The sequence below is a fragment of the Streptomyces eurocidicus genome, assembly GCF_002891295.1.
In the GTDB taxonomy this organism is placed as follows: Bacteria; Actinomycetota; Actinomycetes; order Streptomycetales; family Streptomycetaceae; genus Streptomyces; species Streptomyces eurocidicus.
The window spans coordinates 347,944-361,686 of sequence record NZ_LGUI01000001.1; the positions used below are offsets into that span (position 1 = coordinate 347,944).

Annotated in this window: 11 protein-coding genes and 1 pseudogene; 4 read left to right on the forward strand and 8 right to left on the reverse strand. The window is 73.9% G+C overall.

Annotation, left to right across the window (positions count from 1 at the left end; translation table 11 throughout):
- Positions 1–5: 5 nt before the first annotated feature.
- The 5 genes from AF335_RS01470 to AF335_RS01490 all read right to left on the reverse strand — a co-directional run bounded on the left by AF335_RS01470 (position 6) and on the right by AF335_RS01490 (position 5,418).
- Positions 6–224, reverse strand: a complete 219-nt coding sequence (locus AF335_RS01470) for a DUF2277 domain-containing protein (protein ID WP_102916416.1) — start codon at positions 222–224, stop codon at positions 6–8.
- Positions 225–426: 202 nt separating this feature from the next.
- A complete protein-coding gene (locus AF335_RS01475) occupies positions 427–1,632 on the reverse strand; it encodes an MFS transporter (protein ID WP_102916417.1) in 1,206 nt (401 codons plus the stop codon).
- A 186-nt stretch (positions 1,633–1,818) separates the two neighbouring features.
- Complete coding sequence (locus AF335_RS01480; protein ID WP_376697845.1) at positions 1,819–2,760, reverse strand: endonuclease/exonuclease/phosphatase family protein; 942 nt, start codon at positions 2,758–2,760, stop codon at positions 1,819–1,821.
- 316 nt (positions 2,761–3,076) lie between these two features.
- Positions 3,077–3,721 carry a TetR/AcrR family transcriptional regulator gene (locus AF335_RS01485; RefSeq protein WP_102916982.1) on the reverse strand — a complete coding sequence of 215 codons (645 nt, stop codon included), beginning with the start codon at positions 3,719–3,721 and terminating at the stop codon, positions 3,077–3,079.
- A 29-nt stretch (positions 3,722–3,750) separates the two neighbouring features.
- Complete coding sequence (locus tag AF335_RS01490) at positions 3,751–5,418, reverse strand: MFS transporter (RefSeq protein ID WP_102916419.1); 1,668 nt, start codon at positions 5,416–5,418, stop codon at positions 3,751–3,753.
- A 162-nt stretch (positions 5,419–5,580) separates the two neighbouring features.
- On the opposite strand from AF335_RS01490, the gene panB reads away from it, so the two are divergent.
- From panB to AF335_RS01505, 3 genes are all read left to right on the forward strand, one after another.
- Complete coding sequence (gene panB, locus AF335_RS01495) at positions 5,581–6,459, forward strand: 3-methyl-2-oxobutanoate hydroxymethyltransferase (RefSeq protein ID WP_102916420.1); 879 nt, start codon at positions 5,581–5,583, stop codon at positions 6,457–6,459.
- Positions 6,460–6,566: 107 nt separating this feature from the next.
- Positions 6,567–7,601, forward strand: a complete 1,035-nt coding sequence (locus tag AF335_RS01500) for an ATP-binding cassette domain-containing protein (protein WP_102916421.1) — start codon at positions 6,567–6,569, stop codon at positions 7,599–7,601.
- A complete protein-coding gene (locus tag AF335_RS01505; RefSeq protein WP_102916422.1) occupies positions 7,598–8,422 on the forward strand; it encodes an ABC transporter permease in 825 nt (274 codons plus the stop codon). Before AF335_RS01500 ends, AF335_RS01505 begins: the two co-directional genes overlap by 4 nt.
- Before the next feature lie 17 nt (positions 8,423–8,439).
- Here the strand turns inward: AF335_RS01505 and AF335_RS36525 are convergent, their stop codons facing one another.
- Entirely contained in the window at positions 8,440–10,968 is a 2,529-nt protein-coding gene (locus tag AF335_RS36525) for an ATP-binding protein (RefSeq protein WP_425329103.1), read from the reverse strand.
- A 644-nt stretch (positions 10,969–11,612) separates the two neighbouring features.
- A pseudogene (locus tag AF335_RS36530) lies at positions 11,613–12,437 on the reverse strand (AfsR/SARP family transcriptional regulator); the annotation flags it as partial.
- A 117-nt stretch (positions 12,438–12,554) separates the two neighbouring features.
- Between AF335_RS36530 and AF335_RS01520 the strand changes: the two are divergent.
- Positions 12,555–13,361, forward strand: a complete 807-nt coding sequence (locus AF335_RS01520) for a site-2 protease family protein (protein ID WP_102916425.1) — start codon at positions 12,555–12,557, stop codon at positions 13,359–13,361.
- Positions 13,362–13,465: 104 nt separating this feature from the next.
- Here AF335_RS01520 and AF335_RS01525 read toward each other — a convergent pair whose 3' ends face one another.
- Positions 13,466–13,645, reverse strand: a complete 180-nt coding sequence (locus AF335_RS01525) for a hypothetical protein (RefSeq protein WP_102916426.1) — start codon at positions 13,643–13,645, stop codon at positions 13,466–13,468.
- Positions 13,646–13,743: the final 98 nt, after the last annotated feature.

Sequence of the window (13,743 nt, forward strand, 5' to 3'; positions counted from 1 at the left end):
GGGCCTCACGCCTTCGCGGCGCCCCGCACCTCCAGGCCCGCGAGGAGCTCCCGCGTGGCCCGCGCGACCGCGTCGACGGCCTCCTCGAACACGGCCTGGTTGTGCGCGGCCGGGTGGTGGAAGCCGGACACCTTCCGTACGTACTGCAAGGCGGCCGCCGTGATGTCCGCGTCCTCGACGTCGGGCGTCATGGGCGGCCGCAGCGTCTTGATGCTGCGGCACATGCCTCCAGTGTGCCGCGGCCCACGCCGGTCCGAAGCGTGCCCGGCGGGTCTCCTCCGCTGCCGTCCCGGGTGGGCCGGGACGGGCCGGGCCGGGCCGGGACGGGACGGGACGGCCGTACGAGCCGTACGAGCCGTACGAGCCGTACGAGCCACGGTCCGGGGCGAGAGGCCGGGAAGGACCGGCCGGGCGCCCCCCTGGGCGTCAGCCCACGCTCTGCCGCTCCTGCGCGGCCTCGCCCCTCGCGACCACCGTCGACGGGGCGCCCGGCGCCCGGTCCAGCAGGCCCGCCGCCACGGCGACGGCCAGGCCCGTCACCGCCAGCGCGGCGCCGACCAGCGTCGGGGACGTCCAGCCCCAGCCCGCCGAGATCGCCACGCCGCCCAGCCACGCGCCGCCCGCGTTCGCCAGGTTGAAGGCCGAGTGGTTGGAGGCGGCGGCCAGCGTCGGGGCCTGGCGGGCCTTGTTCATCACCAGCATCTGGAGCGGGGTGCTGGTCATCGAGCCCGCCGCGCCGAGCAGGACCACCGTGACGAGCGCCGCCCACTTCACATGGACCGTGAGGTCGAAGAGGACCAGGACCGCCGCGAGGCCCGCCAGCGAGCCGTAGAGCGTGGGGCGCAGCGCCCGGTCGGTCAGCGGCCCGGCGACGAGGATGCCGAGGGTCATGCCGATGCCGAAGAGGGCGAGCACCAGGGTGACGGAGGTCTCGGAGAAGCCCGTGACCTCCGTGGCCATGGAGGCCAGGTAGCTGTAGACGGCGAAGACGCCCGCGAAGCCGAAGACGGCCGCGAGCAGGCCGAGCAGGACCTGGCGGCTGCCGAGGGCGCGCAGTTCACGGCCGAGGCCGCCGCCCTCCTCGCGCGGGAGCTGCGGGATCAGCGCGGCGAGCGCGGCCATGGCCACGAGGCCGATGACGGTCACCACGAGGAAGGTCGCGCGCCAGCCGAGGTGCTGGCCGAGGAGCGTGGCCGTGGGGACGCCGACGATGTTGGCGACGGTGAGGCCGAGGAACATCATCGCGACCGCGCGGGCCTGCCGGCCCTCGGCCACCAGCCGGGTGGCGACCACCGAGCCGACGCCGAAGAACGCGCCGTGCGGCAGCCCGGCCAGCACCCGGCCCGCGATGAGCGTGCCGAAGGACGGGGCCAGGGCGGAGGCGAGGTTCCCGATCACGAAGACGCCCATGAGCAGGATGAGCATGCGCTTGCGCGGGATGCGGGAGCCCAGCGCGGTGAGCAGCGGGGCGCCGGCGACGACCCCGAGGGCGTAGGCGGAGACCAGATAGCCGGCGGTGGGGACGGAGGTGCCCAGGTCGTCGGCGACATTGGGCAGCAGGCCCATCATCACGAACTCGGTCGTTCCGATGCCGAAGGCGGAGACGGCGAGCGCGAGCAGCGCCAGGGGCATGGGAGGACCTTCCGGAAGGATGCGGGGGAGCCTTCCAGGCTACGGGGTGGGGGGCGGGGCCCGTCCGGGGGCGGGGGGGGGCCGCTACGCGGGGCCTTGTCCCCTACCCGCCCCTTCCCGAACCGGGGCTCCGCCCCGGACCCCGGTCCTCAAACGCCGGACGGGCTGAATTTTCAGCCCACCCCGTCAGATCTTGACCCGCGCCGCCACCGGCAAGTGGTCGCTCCCCGTGTCCGGCAGGGTCCACGCCGAGACCGGCTCCATGCCGCGCACCATGATCTGGTCGATCCGGGCCATCGGGAAGCTCGCCGGCCAGCTGAAGCCGAAGCCGTCGCCGGCCGCGCCCTGGGCGGAGCGCAGCTGCGAAGTGATCGGGGCGAGCGAGCGGTCGTTCATGGTGCCGTTGAGGTCTCCGAGGAGGATGACCTTCTTCTCCGGCTCCTGGGCGATGGCCCGGCCGAGGGCCTCGGCGCTGCTGTCGCGCTGCCCGGCCGTGAAGCCCGCGTTGAACTTCACCCGGACCGAGGGCAGGTGCGCGACGTAGACGGCGACCGGGCCCTGCGGGGTCTTGACGGTGGCGCGGAGCGCGCGGGTCCAGCCCATGCGGATGTCGACGGGCTGGGCCAGCTGGAGCGGGTACTTGCTCCATATGCCGACCGTGCCCTGCACGGAGTGGTGCTTGTACGTGCTCGCGAGCGCCCGCTCGTACGTCGGCACGGCGGAGGGCTTGAGCTCCTCCAGGGCCACCACGTCGGCGCCGGAGGCCGCGACGTCCTTGGCCGTGCGCTCGGGGTCCGGGTTCTCGGCGTTCACGTTGTGGCTGGCCACGGTGAAGTTGCCGCCCTTGCCGGACTTGTCCCCGAGCAGGCCGCCGAAGAGGTTGGTCCAGACGACGATCGGCAGCAGCAGCGCGACCAGCGCGGTGGCGGAGCGGCGCAGCACGGCGAGGACCAGCAGGACCGGGATGCCGAGGCCGAGCCAGGGCAGGAAGGTTTCCGTGAGGCTGCCGAGGTTGCCGACCTTGTTGGGCAGGTGGGTGTGGAGCAGCATCAGCAGCCCGAGCAGCGCCGCCAGCGCGGCGAGGACCACGCCCCGCCGCCAGACGTCGCGGTCCCGCCACTGGTCCATGAGGCGCCGGGCCCGGGAGCCGGCCCGCTCCGGACCCGTCCCGTCTCGGCCCGTCTCCTGCATGTACGCCTGCGCCATCGCTGTCCTCACTGCCTCGTCCGCTGCGGCCCCGCGCACCGACGATAGGTGATCATCGGTGGCCGGGGCGTTCCGGCCGCCCCGGGTGGGGCGTCGGTCTGGAGGACGACCGTCCGGGCGGCCGGGGTTCCGGAGGACACGGCCGGGGGGCGGGCTGTGACACAACGGGCATATTAGGGAGCGACGGCCCGGCGGCGGCGCCCGGAAGGCGGTCTCCGGGCGCCGCGCGCGGCGCGGGTCAGCCCGCCGGGCGGGGGCGTACGCCTTCCAGGACCGCGTCGACGATCTGCTCGGCGAGGCCCTCGGAGAGCTCCTTCCACTCGTGGAGCATGGCGCGCGAGAGCATCGGGGCGACGAAGAGGTCGGCGAGGAGCTCGACGTCCAGGTCGGCGCGGATCTCGCCGTCGGCCATGCCGCGCCGCAGCACCGCGTAGACGGCCTCGCGGCGGGCCGTGACGACCGTCTCGTGGTACTCCTTCCAGAGTTTGGGGTGGGACTGGACCTGGGTGACGACGGTGCGCAGCACGGCCGAGGAGCGCTTGGCCAGGCCGCGTCTGCGGAGGAACTCCAGCATGGTGACGAGGTCGTCGCGGGCGGAGCGGCCGGCGGGCTCGGGGCCCGTGTCGTCGAGGGAGCGCAGCACGTCGAGCATCAGCTCCTCCTTGCCGGCCCAGCGCCGGTAGAGGGTGGCCTTGCCGACGCCCGCCTCGCGGGCGAGGCGCTCCATCGACAGGTCGCTGATGGTGACGCCCTCCTCCAGGAGGCGGAGGACGGTCTCGATCACGGTGGTGTCCACGGCGGCGTTGCGCGGGCGGCCGCGGCCGGCGGCCGGGCCCCGCCCGGCGGCTTCCGCGGCCGCTTCCGGGGTCGCCTCGGGGCACATGCCGGCCGCCGCGGGCCGGGCCTGGCCGGTCACGTGCCCGCCTCCGCCTGTTCCCGCTCGGCTTCCGGGCGGGGTGCCGCGCCCGTGGGCGCGCTGCCGCGGCCGGGCAGGAAGAGGGCCACGACGGCGGCGCCGAGCAGCGCGACGCCCGTGGCGCCTATGACGGTGACGTGCATGGCGTGGATGAAGGCGTCGTTGGCCGGGGCGACGAGGGCCTTGCCGGCCGGGCCGAGCTTCTCGGCGAGGCCCAGGGTCGCCTCGATGGACTCGCCGGCGGCGTGCCGCGCGGAGCCGGACAGGCCGGGGACGGCGGCCAGTTCGTCGCCGATGCCGTTCCGGTAGGTGGTGGAGAGCACCGAGCCGAGGACGGCGACCCCGAGCGCGCCGCCGACCTGGCGGAAGGTGTTGTTCACGGCGGAGCCGGAACCGGCCTTCTCCCGTGGCAGCGACTGCATGATCGAGACGGTGGCGGGCGGCATGATGTGGGCCATCGCGGTGCCCTGGACGAAGAAGAGCACCTCCAGGACCCAGATCGGGGTGTCCGCGTCGAGGAGCAGGAAGCCCGCGGTGCTGGCGGCGACCAGGACCATGCCGACGGCGCAGACGGCGCGGGCGCCGAACCGGTCCACCACGAGGCGGGCCCTCGGCGCGAAGATCATCTGGGCGGCGGCGAGCGGCAGGAGCAGCAGTCCGCTCTGCAGCGGGGTGTAGCCGCGCACGCTCTGGGTGTAGAAGACGATGAAGAACGTGGTGCCCATCAGCGCGAAGAAGACCAGCGCGATGGAGGAGACGGCCGCCGAGAAGGCGGGGTTCCGGAAGTACCGCACATCGATGGCGGGGTGGGTGCTGCGCCGCTCGTGGAGCACGAAGAGCACCAGGATCAGCAGGCCGCCGCCGGCGGTGCCGAAGACCTCGGGGTCGGTGAAGTCGGCGAGCTGGCCGCCCTTGATGATGCCGTAGACGAGCAGGACGAGACCGGCCACGGAGAGCAGCACGCCGAGGGGGTCGAGGCGGCCGGGGTCGGGGTCCTTGGAGTCGGGGACGAGCAGCACCATCGCGATCAGGCCGATGAGCACGATGGGGACGTTGACCAGGAAGACCGAGCCCCACCAGAAGTGGTCGAGCAGGATGCCGCCGGTGATCGGCCCGATGGCGATGGCGAGGCCGACGGCGCCGGCCCAGATGCCGATGGCCTTGGGCTGCTCCTCGCGCTCGAAGACGTTCATGATGATGGCGAGGGTGGCGGGCATCACGAAGGCGCCGCCGAAGCCCATCACGGCCCGGAAGGCGATCAGTTCGCCGGACGAGCCGGCGACGGCGGACAGCACGGAGCCGATGCCGAACACCACCATGCCGAAGAGCAGCACCTTCTTCCGGCCGAGCCGGTCGCCGAGCAGGCCCGCGGTGAAGAGGATCCCGGCGAAGACGAGCGTGTAGGAGTTGATCGCCCACTCCAGCTCGCTCTGGGTGGCGCCGAGGCCGGTGGGGGCGGGCGAGGCGATCGTCTTCATCGCCACGTTGAGGATCGAGTTGTCCAGGACCACGATCAGCAGGCTGAACAGCAGCACGGCGAGGATGGCCCAGCGTCTGCGGTGGACCGACTCGGGAACCCGGCGGTCGGCCGGGACGACTATCTCCGAGGGGTCCGGGGGACCCGCGGTCGGACCCGACCCGGGCCCGGGGGGAACGGTTGACATGCTCACCAGAGTAGCCCTTTCCGATACGGAACCGTCTCGTATTTGAAAGTCTTTGCGAAAGACGGAAGACCGCCCTGGTCCGGCCGCGCACGGCGTGTCAGCATGGAAGGGATCCGGGGACGCCGTCAGGGCGCCTCGAGACGAAACACAGGAGCCACCGCCATGACGCATGCCTTGAACAAGCCCGACAGCAGCCCCGCCGCGAGCGACGCGAGCAAGGCGCTGTACGGGGGCACGAGTTCCCGGCGCATCACCGTCCGCGACATCTCCGCCGCCAAGGCGCGCGGCGAGAAGTGGCCCATGCTCACCGCCTACGACGCGATGACCGCCTCCGTATTCGACCAGGCCGGCATCCCCGTACTCCTCGTGGGCGACTCCATGGGCAACTGTCACCTCGGCTACGAGTCCACCGTGCCCGTCACCATGGACGAGATCGCCGTCCTGTCCGCCGCGGTCGTCCGCGGCACCAAGCGCGCCCTGATCGTCGCCGACCTGCCCTTCGGCTCGTACCAGGAGGGCGCCGTCCAGGCGCTGCGCAACGCCACCCGGCTGATCAAGGAGACCGGCGCCGGCGCGGTCAAGCTGGAGGGCGGCGAGCGCTCCGCCGACCAGATCCGGCTGCTGGTGGAGGCCGGCATCCCGGTCATGGCCCATATCGGCCTCACCCCGCAGTCGGTCAACGCCTTCGGCGGCTACCCCGTGCAGGGCCGCGGCGAGGAGGCCGCGCAGCAGCTGCTGCGCGACGCCAAGGCCGTGCAGGACGCGGGCGCCTTCGCCGTCGTCCTGGAGGTCGTGCCGGCCGAGCTGGCCGCCGAGGTGACCCGCACCCTGCACATCCCGACCGTGGGCATCGGCGCGGGCGCCGGGTGCGACGCCCAGGTGCTGGTGTGGACCGACATGGCCGGCATGACGCCGGGCCGCCTGCCGCGCTTCGTCAAGCAGTACGCGCAGGTGCGCGAGGTCCTCGGCGACGCCGCCAAGGCGTTCGCCGAGGAGGTCGTGGGCGGCGCCTACCCGGCGGAGGAGCACTCCTTCCACTAAGGGCCCACCGGCCCCGACAGCCGGCCGGCGTCCCCGCACCGGGGCCGTCGGCCGGCTGTCGGCATTCTGTAGGCGCGTTGTCAGTGGCCCCTGGCACTGTGGTGGTCATGACGCGAAACGACACCTCACGGGGGGCGGGCAGCGGCGGTAACGCCGTCGAAGTCCGTGGCCTCGTCAAGCACTTCGGTGACACCAAGGCGCTCGACGGCGTGGACCTCGACGTGCGCGAGGGCACCGTCCTCGGTGTGCTCGGGCCCAACGGCGCCGGCAAGACCACCCTGGTCCGCTGTCTGTCCACGCTGCTCCGGCCGGACGCGGGCACCGCTCGCGTCGCGGGGTACGACGTGGTGGCCCAGCCCCGGCAGCTGCGCCGCGTGATCGGCCTGACCGGCCAGTACGCCTCGGTGGACGAGAAGCTGTCCGGCTTCGAGAACCTGTACATGATCGGCCGGCTGCTGGACCTCTCCCGCAAGGACGCCCGCCGCCGCGGCGAGGAGATGCTGGAGCGCTTCTCCCTCACCGAGGCCGCCAAGCGCCCCGCCGGGCAGTACTCCGGCGGCATGCGCCGCCGGCTGGACCTCGCCGCCTCCATGATCGGCCGCCCGGCCGTGCTCTATCTGGACGAGCCCACCACCGGCCTCGACCCCCGCACCCGCAACGAGGTGTGGGAGGAGGTCCAGCGGATGGTCGCCGAAGGCTCCACCGTCCTGCTCACCACGCAGTACATGGAGGAGGCCGAGCAGCTGGCCCAGGAGCTGACGGTCATCGACCGCGGCCGGGTCATCGCCGGCGGCCGGGTCGACGAGCTCAAGGCCAAGGTCGGCGGGCGCACCCTGCAGATCCGCCCGGCCGACCGGGGCGAGCTGGCCCGGATGGTCGGCGCGGTGGCCCAGGCCGGGCTGGACGGCATCGCCGGCGCCACGGCCGACGAGGCCGAGGGCGTCGTCAACATCCCCATCGTCAGCGACGAGCAGCTGACCGCCGTGGTCTCCCTGCTGGGCGCGCGCGGCTTCGCCATCTCCGATATCTCCACCCACCTGCCGAGCCTCGACGAGGTCTTCCTCGCCGTCACCGGCCAGAAGGCGTCCGCCCCGCGCGAGGACGCCGCCGACACCGACGCACTCCAGGAGGTCGCCGCATGAGCACGGCCACGATCGGCGCGCCCGCGGCGGCGCCCGCCCGCGAGGGCCGCATCGGCCTGCGGGCCAACCTGCGGCACATAGGCGCCCTCGCGCGCCGCAACATGCTCCAGATCAAGCAGGACCCGGAGTCGATGTTCGACGCCGTGATCATGCCGATCATCTTCATCCTGCTCTTCACCTACGTCTTCGGTGGCTCGATGGCCGGCAAGGGCCATGAGCAGGAGTACCTCAACTACCTGGTGCCCGGCCTGATGGCCATGCAGGGCATGAACATCGCCATGGCCGTCGGCACCGGCGTCAACGACGACTTCAAGAAGGGGGTGATGGACCGCTTCCGCACCATGCCGATATCCCGGTCCTCCGTCCTCATCGCGAAGATCGTGGTCGAGGTCGGCCGGATGCTCATCGCCACGACCATCCTGCTCGTCATGGGCTTCGCCCTCGGCCTGTCCATCACCACCACCCCGCTGCACCTGCTGGCCGCGGTCGCCCTGTCCATGGTCTTCGGCGCCTCGCTGATGTGGGTCTTCATCCTGCTCGGCCTGTCCCTGAAGACCCCGCAGGCCGTCCAGGGCATGGCGATGATCATCCTGATGCCGCTCCAGTTCGGCAGTTCGATCTTCGCGCCGACGGCCAAGATGCCCGGCTGGCTGGAGGGCTTCACGAAGTACAACCCGCTGTCCAACCTCGCCGACGCCTCCCGCCACCTGATGCGCGGCGGACCGGTCGCCCACTCCGTGTGGATGACACTGGCCTGGGCCGTGGCGATCACGGTGGTGACGGCACCGCTCGCGGTCTCGAAGTTCCGCAGCAAGACCTGAGCCGGCCCGTGTCCGCGTCATACGAGGGCGGTGGCCTCCTCCAGGGTGAGGCCGCCGCCCTCGGCGTACGCGCGCTCGTACGCACCGTCGCCGAGCACCTCCCGCGCCGCGGCCGCCGTGCGGTCGGACACCTCGCGCTCCACCGAGTGCGGCGGGAGGTCGGCCGGGCGCAGGGCCTCGGCGGCGCCGAGCAGCCGGGCGGCGCGCAGCGCGTGCCCCTCCCGGTCCGCCGGCTCCGCGTGCTCCCCGCCGGCCGGGGCGGCGTGGGCGAAGGCGGAGAACAGCAGGTGCGTCATCGGCAGCTGGGGCACCGCCAGCGTCGACAGCGGGTCGCCGGTCAGCGACAGTGCCTCGCGCAGCCTCGGCAGGGCGTCCGCCGGGCGGCCGTCCAGGGTGTCCAGCCAGGCCATCTGACCGCACATCAGGCTCTGGAACATCACCACCGAGCGGATGCCGAAGTCCGCCACCAGCTCCTCGAAGATCTCCCGGGCCTCGGCCGTGCGCCCGGTGCGCGCGATCCGCACGCCGAGCTGGAGCCGGCCGAAGATCGCGGCATCCGTATTGCCCTGCTCCGCTTCCCCGATGGCGTCGCGGAGCATCTGCTCGCCCTCCTCCTCGCCGACCGCCCCCGCCTCGACCAGCGCCCCGGCGAGCCGGGCGCGCAGCGCCGGCAGCTGCCCGGTCGAACCGATCTCACGGACCTGCTCCACGGCCTCCCGGTAGTCCTCGGCCGCCAGATCGAACTGCCCGCGCCGCTCGTGGACTTCGCCCAGGCCCGTCAGGCCCTCCGCCACGCCCCAGGAGTCCCCGAGCCGCCGGAAGATGCGTACGCTCTCCTCCGAGTCCTCGGTGGCCTGGTCCAGCCCGCCGGGGTGGTCGTTGAATATCTTGGAGCGCAGCTGGAGCACATGGCCCAGCTCCCACTCGTAACCCAGCTCGCGGCAGCGCGTGACCATCGTGTCCAGGGTCCCGTACAGCGTCTCGAAATCGCCGGTCATGAGGATGGCGAAGAAGACGATGAAGCCCGGCACACGGCAGATCTGCGGCTGCCCGTCCGCGTAGGCCGCGGCCATGCCGCGCAGTCTGCGCTGTGTCTCCGGCGACTGGACCACGGCCATGTCCGCCATGCTGACCAGCTGCGTCAGATGGACCCCGCGCCGCGCCTCCGCCAGCACCTCGGGCGGCATCGGCGGCGGCCGCTCGGTGCACGTCACATACAGCGGGGTGGCCGGGACGACCGGCTCGGCGAACGGGTCGGGGCCCATCGCGGCCACCGCCTCCGCCCAGTGCGCGGCGTCCGCGCGGTGGTCCCTGAGCTGCCAGAACCAGCCCATGGACAGCACCAGGCACAGCGCCTCCTGCTCGTCCTCCGCCGCGACCGCGCGGCGCAGGGCCGTACGCAAGTTGTCGTGCTCCAGCTCCAGCCGCTCCAGCCAGACGCCCTGCGCCGGTCCGCGCAGCAGCGGGTCCCCGGTGCGGGCCAGCTCGCGGAAGGCCACCAGGTGGCGGTGCTCGGCGCCCGCCCGCTCGCCGGCCTCGTCCAGCCGCTCGGCGGCGTACTCCCCGACGGTCTCCAGCAGCCGGTAGCGCATCTCGCCGCAGGCCGCGGGCTCGGCGACCACCAGCGACTTGTCGACGAGCGAGCCGAGCAGGGCGGCCACGTCCCGGGCCCCGACGGCGTCGGCCGCGGGCGCGGCGGCCGGGTCCGGGCCGTCGCCGCAGACCTCCTCGGCGATCGCCAGGTCGCAGCCGCCGGAGAAGACGGACAGGCGGCGCAGCACGGCCCTCTCGGGGCGGTCCAGCAGGTCCCACGACCAGTCGACGACGGCGCGCAGCGTCTGCTGGCGCGGCAGGACGGTGCGGCTGCCGGAGGTCAGCAGCCGGAAGCGGTCGTCGAGGCGGTCGGCGAGGCCGCGCGGGGTGAGCATCCGCAGGCGGGCGGCGGCGAGTTCGATGGCCAGCGGCAGGCCGTCCAGGCGGCGGCAGATCTCGGCGCACGCCTCCGGGTCGTCCTCGACGCGGAAGCCGGTGCGGGCCGCGGCGCCCCGGTCGGCGAGCAGCCGCAGGGCGACCGTGTCGGGCAGCGGTTCCACGGGCCGCACCGCCTCGCCCGGCACGCCCAGCGGCTCACGGCTGGTGGCGAGCACGGTGACGCCCGGGCAGTGCGCGAGGAGCGTCTCGGCGAGGCGGGCCGCGGCGTCGACGACGTGCTCGCAGTTGTCGAGGACGAGCAGCATGCGGCGCTGCGCGCAGTGTTCGGCGAGCCGGGCCAGCGAGTCCGTCGCGGAGGCGTCGCCGGCGGCCCGCAGCCCGTCGGCGGTGGTCCGCACCACGGTCTCGCGGCCGCCGAGCGCGGTCAGCACCGCCTCGGGCACGGTGCCCGGATCGTCGACGGGCGCGAGCTCGGCGAACCACACGCCGTCGCTCCACACGCCGTGCGCGGCGGCGGCCTCGGCGGCCTCCAGCGAGAGCCGCGTCTTCCCGGCGCCCCCGGGCCCGAGCAACGTCACCAGCCGGTGCGCGCGCAACTCGCCGCCGATGGACACGATGTCGTCCTCCCGCCCGACGAAGGAGGTGAGCCGGGCCCGGAGGTTTCCGGGGGACGGGGCGGGGGCGCCTCCGGCGGGGGGCAGGGGTACGCCGTGCGGCGCGGCACCGCCTCCGGCGAGGGCGCGGTGCCACCGGGCGGGGACGGCCGGCCGTCCGGGGCGACGGCACCGTGCGCGGCGAGGCCGCCCGACGGGTACGGCGGCGCGGTGCCGCCGGCGGGCGGGTACGACCCGGCGTAGGGCACAGCGGCACCACCCGGTGCGACCACCCCGTGAGGCCCCGAGGCGCCGTGCCCGGCCGCACCACCGGGCGGATGAGGCGCACCGGGCACCGACGCGGCGTCATCGGCGGGCGGGTACGACCCCGCGTAAGGCACAGCGGCACCACCCGGCGCGACCGCCCGGTGGGACGCACCCTGCCCGGCCGGACCGCCCGGCGGATACGTCACACCGGGCACCGACGCGGCACCATCGGCAGACGGATACGACCCCGCGTAAGGCACCACGGCACCACCCGGCGCGACCACCCGGTGGGACGCACCCTGCCCGGCCGGACCGCCCGGCGGATACGTCACACCGGGCACCGACGCGGCACCATCGGCGGGCGGATACGACCCCGCGTAAGACACCCCCTCACCACCCGGCGCAACCACCCCGTGAGGCCCCGAGGCGCCGTGCCCGGGCGGACGAGGCGCACCCTGCGGCGGTGCGCCGAGCGCACCGCCGCCCGGTACCGGCCCGGCCGGATCCGGGTTCAGGAGTTCCGCGTGGAGGGCGCGGAGTTCCGGGCCCGGGTCCGTGCCGAGGCGGGCCGAGAGGTCGTCCGCGACGGCCGCGTACGCGGCGAGCGCCTCCGCCGGGCGGCCCGCGGCGCGCAGGGCGCGCAGCCGCACGGCGTGCAGGGGCTCGTCCAGCGGATGCTCCTCGCACAGCGCGGCCAGCTCCGGAAGGATCTGCTCCGCCCGGCCGAGGGCGACCGCGGCGGCCAGCCGCGTACGGCGGGCGTCCAGGCGGCGCGCCTCGTGGCGGGCGGCGAGGGCCGCCCGGTCCGGGAGGTCGGCGAGGACGGGCCCGCGCCACAGGGCGAGGCCGGTGTCGAGCAGGTCCGCGGCCTTCGCGGGGTCGCCGTCGGCGAGGGCCCGCGCGCCCTCCTCGGCGAGCCGCTGGAAGCGGTGCAGGTCGACGTCCTCGGGCGTGGCACGGAGCCGGTAGCCGCCGGCCGACGAGGCGACGGCGTCGTGCCCGAGGGCCCGCCGGAGCCGGCCCACGAGGGCCTGCAGCGCGCCCGCCGCGTCGGCGGGCGGTCCGTCGCCCCAGACGTCGTCGATCAGCGCCTCGGCGGTCCGGGCCCGGCCCGGGTGCAGGGCGAGCGCCGCGAGGAGGGCGCGCAGCCGCGCGCCGCCGAGGGCGGCGGGGTGACCGTCGTCGGAATGGGCCTGGGTGGTGCCGAGGATGCCGTAGCGCACCGCCCTATTCTCACCCCGGCCCCGCCCCGGCCACCGCACGCATTGCGCCGGGACGGGCCGGAGGAAGTACCGTCGCCGGGTACATCCGCACACCACACCCCACAGGAGCACACTCGTATGTCGACAGCGACCCGCGGCGAACGGCGCGTCAGCCCCGTCTTCCTCGCCCTCGTCGCCATCATGGCGGTCTCCATATGGGCGGTGTGGACGGACTTCTCGGCGAGCCCCGGCTTCGCCGTGTTCCTGTTCATCGTGTCGGGCTGGGTCGTCTCGCTCTGCCTCCACGAGTACGCGCACGCCCGCACCGCCCTGCACGGTGGCGACCTCTCGGTCGGAGCCCGCGGCTATCTGACCCTCGACCCGCTGAAGTACACCCACGCCCTGCTGAGCATCGTGCTCCCGGTGATCTTCGTGATCATGGGCGGGATCGGCCTGCCGGGCGGCGCCGTCTTCATCGAGCGGCACCGGATCCGCGGCCGCTGGCGGCACAGCCTCATCTCGGCGGCGGGCCCGCTGACGAACGTCCTGTTCGCGCTCGTGGTCACGGCGCCGTTCTGGCTGGGTCTGATGGACGGGGTGCCGGACCACTTCCGGTACGCGCTCGCGTTCATGGCGCAGCTCCAGCTGACCGCGGCGATCCTCAACTCCCTGCCGGTGCCGGGCCTGGACGGCTACGGCGTCGTCGAGCCGTGGCTGCCGTACAAGGTGCGCAGGCAGGTCGAGCCGTTCGCGCCGTTCGGGATACTGGCCGTCTTCGGGTTCCTGTGGATCCCCGAGGTCAACATCGCGTTCTTCGACATGATCGACGCGGTGCTGCACGGACTCCGGGTGACGGAGTGGGACACCTACTGGGGGCAGCAGCTGTTCCGCTTCTGGGAGGGGACGCCGGAGATCCCGTCGCTGACGGGCATCGTGCTGAACTGACGCGCGCCGGGCCGGAAGCCGCTGCCGGCCCGGCCCCGCTTCCCCCGGTCACCGCCGGGGCCCCGGGCGGGCCGGATGATCCGGCCCGCCCGTCGTCGTTCCGGCTACTCCGCCGCCGCCCGGTCGTTCTTCGCCTTGCGGACGTAGTACCAGGCGATGTTGGACGAGACGCCGAGCAGCAGCACCCAGACGATGCCGAGCCAGCTGCCCTGCGCGAAGGAGACGACGGCCGCCACGGCCGCCAGGACGCAGACGGTGAGGGCGTAGAGGGCGAGGCGGGGCATGGGAGGGGGCTCCTGTCCGGGGGCGCATGCGTACGATCCCGCCCATTGTCCCCCACCGCCCCCGGGCTCCCCCTGAGGCCCCTCGGGACCCCTCACGG